This window comes from Pseudomonas sp. GXM4, assembly GCF_008923895.1.
Lineage (GTDB): Bacteria > Pseudomonadota > Gammaproteobacteria > Pseudomonadales > Pseudomonadaceae > Aquipseudomonas > Aquipseudomonas atacamensis.
In genome coordinates this window covers 1-4,876 of the sequence record NZ_WBRZ01000345.1, presented here as the reverse complement: position 1 = coordinate 4,876, position 4,876 = coordinate 1, and the positions used below count along the sequence as shown (strand labels likewise).

The window sequence follows — 4,876 nt, the reverse complement described above, 5'->3', positions numbered from 1 at the left end:
TTTTGACCCTTTGATGGCAAGCAGGCCTTTTTTGTGAGCGCTCTTTTCAACTGGCTGCGGCGGCCGAACGCCCGCCTTTTTTCTCTCATCGTTCTGGTATTGATCGTACCGGTGTGCCTGCGTGCAGCGTTGGGCTGGTCGACACCGCTGGGCTTTTTGTCGGATCTGGCCGTCGGCAGTTTGCTGGTGGTAACACTGCATCGCCGCGCATGGTGGCTGGCCTTGCCGGTGCTGATGTTCTGGGCGCTGCTGGCGATCGCCACGGCAGAATTGGTCAGCGCCGTCGGCCGCCTGCCGACGCCTTCGGATATTCACTACCTGATCGACCCGCAATTCGTTGAAAACTCCACTGGCGGCGGGCTTGCGCACCCTGCCCTGGCCATGGCTTTGCTGGGTGCCCTGGTTTTCTGGCTGCTGACTCAGTTTGTTGGTCGCGGCTTGTCTCGCCCTGCTCTGCCTCGCTCGGTCTGGGCCGCGCCTATTGTGTTGTTCGCCGCCCATTGGGGCGCGCAAAACCTGTGGCCGAATGACGGCGACGCCTGGCGCCTGTACAACCTGCCGCATCAGTTGCTCGCCAGTGAAGTCGCCGACCTGCAGATCCAGGCCGAGGAATGGCTCGACGGCGACGTTGAAGAACCCACACCGGCGATGGCCGGGCTCACCGACGTCGATCTCAATGGCCAGAAGCTGCTCGCCGCGCCGGGCCAGGCGCGCAATGTATTGATCATCGCGCTCGAAGGCATCCCCGGCGCCTACATCCGTGCCAACCGTGAGGCGATCGGCAGTCATTATCAGGAAGACCTGATGCCCAACCTCAGCCGCTGGGCCGAGCGCGGCATGAACACCCCGGATTACGTGCTGCACACCCATCAGACCATTCGCGGTCTGTATGCCATGCTCTGCGGTGACTACGACAAGCTCAACAACGGCACGCCCAAAGGCGTGGAAATGCTCACCCTCAACGAGCGCAATCAGGCCTGCCTGCCGGCGCAACTACGCGAGCACGGCTTCAGCACTCATTACTTGCAGGGCGCGGGCCTGCGCTTCATGGCCAAAGACAAGATCATGCCGCACATCGGTTTCGATGCGACCCATGGCCTGGAATGGTTCAGCAACAGCAACTATCTGGAGTTCCCGTGGGGCAAGGATGACAGGGCATTTTTCGAAGGCGCGCTGGATTACGTCGGCCAACTGAAGAAGCAAAAACAGCCGTGGATGCTCACGCTGCTGACGGTCGGCACCCATCAGCCCTACTCGGCACCGGACGATTATCTGCAGCGTTATGAGACGCCCAAGCAGGCTGCCGTCGGTTATCTCGACGATGCGCTGGATCAGTTTCTTGCCGGACTTGAGCGCCAAGGCGTTCTCAAGGACACGCTGGTAGTGATCACCTCGGATGAATCCCACGGCATCGACGGCGTGCGGCTGGCCTCCTCATGGGGTTTCAACCTGACGCTGGCGCCGGAACAGGCGCAACTGCCGCGTCTGAATGCCGGGGTCTACGGCCACGTCGATCTGAGCACCTCGATCCTCGACTATTTCGACCTGCCGGTGCCGACTGCGCTGAGCGGCCGCTCGCTGTTTCGCGATTACGATTCGGGGCGCGAAATCATGTCGTTCACCAACGGCAAGCTGCGCTACCACAACGGCCAAGGCATCTTCTCCGAATGCGACCTGCCGCGCCGCTGCCGCTACTACCAAAGCACCGGTTTCATCGCCGAAAGCGCTACTTACAAAGGCACTTACAGCGGCCATCCGGCCCGGCAGATCGCCGCGCGCGCCGATGCGCTGGACCTGTCTTTGCTGCGCACACCGCTCAATCATCGCTACCAGTTCGGCAGCAACAACATCATCCCTCTGCAAGCGCAGATCAAGGATGACTGGGCCGACAACCTGATCGGCGCGCAATACCTGGAAATGCCCAAAGGCTCGCACACCCGCGTGCGCCTGACCGTGCGCTCGGTCGATCCGCAGCAGGCGGCGTACATTCAGCTCAAGGCCAAGCAATTCGAACAGGACGTGCAACTGGGCCTGCCTACGGAAATGGTCGCCACGGCGGACCAGCCACTGGAGTTGGACTTCAGCTTTGAAAACCCCCAGCCGCGCAAGGCGTTCTCGTTTCATTTGCTGGGGTATGGCAATGGCGCGGTTGAAGTCAGCGACTTCAGCGTCATCACCGAACTGCCCGGCCAGGAAGACATCCTCGACGACGTGCCAGAGGACGACACCGCACAATCGAGCTAACCCCTGTAGGAGCTGCCGAAGGCTGCGATCTTTGCTTTTGATTTTTTGGTGAACAAAGATCAAAAGATCGCAGCCTTCGGCAGCTCCTACCTGTGCGGTGAAAGAGTTTGCCTATCGGTATCCAATAGTCGGGCTATTAGCCGACTTGCCAACTCGGGTCTAGCCTTACCAGTCCGAAGTCGGCACGAGCCGGCCGCAGACCTGATAGGGATACGAACATGGCAAACGAATCGAAATGCCCGTTCAACCACGCCGCCGGCGGCGGTACGACGAACCGTGACTGGTGGCCGAATCAACTCAATCTGAAAATCCTCAGCCAGCATTCCCCCAAGTCCGATCCGCTGGGCCAGGACTTCGACTACGCCAAAGCCTTCAAAAGCCTCGATTTTCAGGCGTTGAAACAAGACATCAGAGCGCTGATGACTGACTCCCAGGACTGGTGGCCGGCCGACTTCGGCCATTACGGCCCGCTGTTCGTGCGCATGGCCTGGCACAGCGCCGGGACCTATCGCACCGCCGATGGCCGTGGGGGCGCCGGCTCCGGGCAGCAACGCTTCGCCCCGCTCAACAGTTGGCCGGACAACGTCAGCCTCGACAAGGCCCGCCGCCTGCTGTGGCCGATCAAGCAGAAATACGGGCGCAATATTTCCTGGGCCGACCTGATCGTGCTTACCGGCAACGTCGCGCTGGAATCCATGGGCTTCAAGACCTTCGGTTTTTCCGGGGGCCGCGCCGATGTCTGGGAACCGGATGAAGACGTGTACTGGGGTTCGGAAACCGAGTGGCTGGGCGGCGACAACCGTTACGGCAAGAGCAATGGCCCGGTGCAAGAGCCCGGTGACGGCACGCTGGTGGCTGAGCCCGATTTGCATGGCCGTGAAGAAAGCCGCACCGATCAGGGCGAACGCAATCTGGAAAATCCCCTCGCCGCCGTGCAGATGGGTCTGATCTACGTCAACCCGGAAGGTCCGGAAGGCAACCCGGACCCGGTGGCCTCGGCCAAGGACATTCGCGAAACCTTCGGCCGCATGGCCATGAACGACGAAGAAACCGTGGCGCTGATCGCCGGCGGCCACGCGTTCGGCAAGACCCACGGCGCCGGCCCGGCCGACAATGTCGGCCCAGAGCCGGAAGCGGCCGGTCTGGAGCAACAGGGTCTGGGCTGGAAAAACGCCTTCGGCACCGGTAAAGGCGCCGACACCATCACCAGTGGTCTGGAAGTGACCTGGACCACCACACCAACGCAGTGGAGCAACAACTATCTGGAAAACCTGTTCGGCTTCGAGTGGGAGCTGACCAAAAGCCCGGCGGGCGCCAATCAGTGGCAACCGAAAAACGGCGCGGGTGCAGGCACCGTTCCCCACGCTCACGATCCGAACAAGAAGCTCTCGCCGACCATGCTCACCTCCGACCTGGCGTTGCGCTTCGATCCTGCTTATGAGCAGATCTCGCGGCGTTTCCTGGCCAATCCCGATCAGCTCGCCGACGCGTTCGCCCGTGCCTGGTACAAGCTGATCCATCGTGACATGGGTCCGCTCTCTCGCTACCTCGGCCCGGAAATGCCACAAGAGGAATTGCTCTGGCAAGACCCGCTGCCCGACGTGACGCACCCGCTGATCGATGACAGCGACGCCACTGCGCTGAAAAACAAGGTGCTGGCTTCAGGGTTGTCAGTGTCGCAACTGGTTTCGACCGCGTGGGCTGCAGCATCGACCTTCCGCGGTTCGGACAAGCGCGGTGGCGCCAACGGCGGACGCTTGCGTCTGGCCCCGCAGAAGTTCTGGCAGGCCAACCAGCCCGAGCAATTGGACAAGGTGCTGAGCACACTGGAAGGCATTCAGAGCGAGTTCAACAACGGCGCCGCCGGTGACAAGAAAATCTCGCTGGCGGACCTGATCGTCCTGGCCGGTAATGCCGGGGTGGAAAAAGCCGCGCAGAACGCCGGGCATTCAGTGTCGGTGCCGTTTTCACCTGGCCGCGTCGATGCTTCGCAGGAGCAGACCGATGTCGAATCGTTCGGTTTCCTCGAACCGATTGCCGATGGCTTCCGCAATTACAGCAAAGGCAAATACACGGTTGCGGCGGAAACGTTGCTGATCGACAAGGCGCAGTTGCTGACGCTCACGGCACCGCAAATGACCGTGCTGCTGGGTGGTTTGCGGGTATTGAACACCAATGTCGGCGAGACGCGGCATGGCGTGTTCACCGATAAAACCGAAACGCTGAGCAATGACTTCTTCACCCACCTGCTGGACATGGGAGTTGAGTGGACCCCAACGTCACGGGATGCCGATGAGTTTGAAGGCCGTGACCGCAAGACCGGGGCGCCAAAGTGGACGGCGACACGAGTGGATCTGGTGTTCGGCTCGAATGCGCAATTGCGCGCGTTGGCCGAGGTGTACGCCAGTTCCGACGCGAAGGCGCAGTTCGTCAACGATTTCGTCAAGGCATGGACGAAGGTGATGAATCTGGATCGGTTTGATCTGCGTAAATAGCTGTTTGTTGTACCAATAAAAATGCCGCTCGTTGAGCGGCATTTTTTGTTGATCGTTCCCACGCTCCTCGTTGGAATGCAGCAAGGGACGCTCTGCGTCCCAAAGCCGACGCCGAGCGTCGAGAGAGTCATTCCCAC

At 60.8% G+C, this 4,876-nt stretch carries 2 protein-coding genes; both read left to right on the top strand.

Translation table 11 applies throughout. From position 1 onward, the window contains the following. Positions 1–33: 33 nt before the first annotated feature. Positions 34–2,244, top strand: a complete 2,211-nt coding sequence (locus F8N49_RS25525) for an LTA synthase family protein (RefSeq protein ID WP_151553083.1) — start codon at positions 34–36, stop codon at positions 2,242–2,244. Between the two features lie 218 nt (positions 2,245–2,462). After that, on the top strand, positions 2,463–4,739 hold the full coding sequence (gene katG, locus F8N49_RS25520) for a catalase/peroxidase HPI (protein ID WP_136494215.1): 2,277 nt from the start codon (positions 2,463–2,465) through the stop codon (positions 4,737–4,739). Positions 4,740–4,876: the final 137 nt, after the last annotated feature.

Coding starts and splice junctions, on each gene's coding strand:
- katG (WP_136494215.1), top strand. CDS start 2,463: ATGGCAAACGAATCGAAATGCCCGTTCAACCACGCCGCCGGCGGCGGT.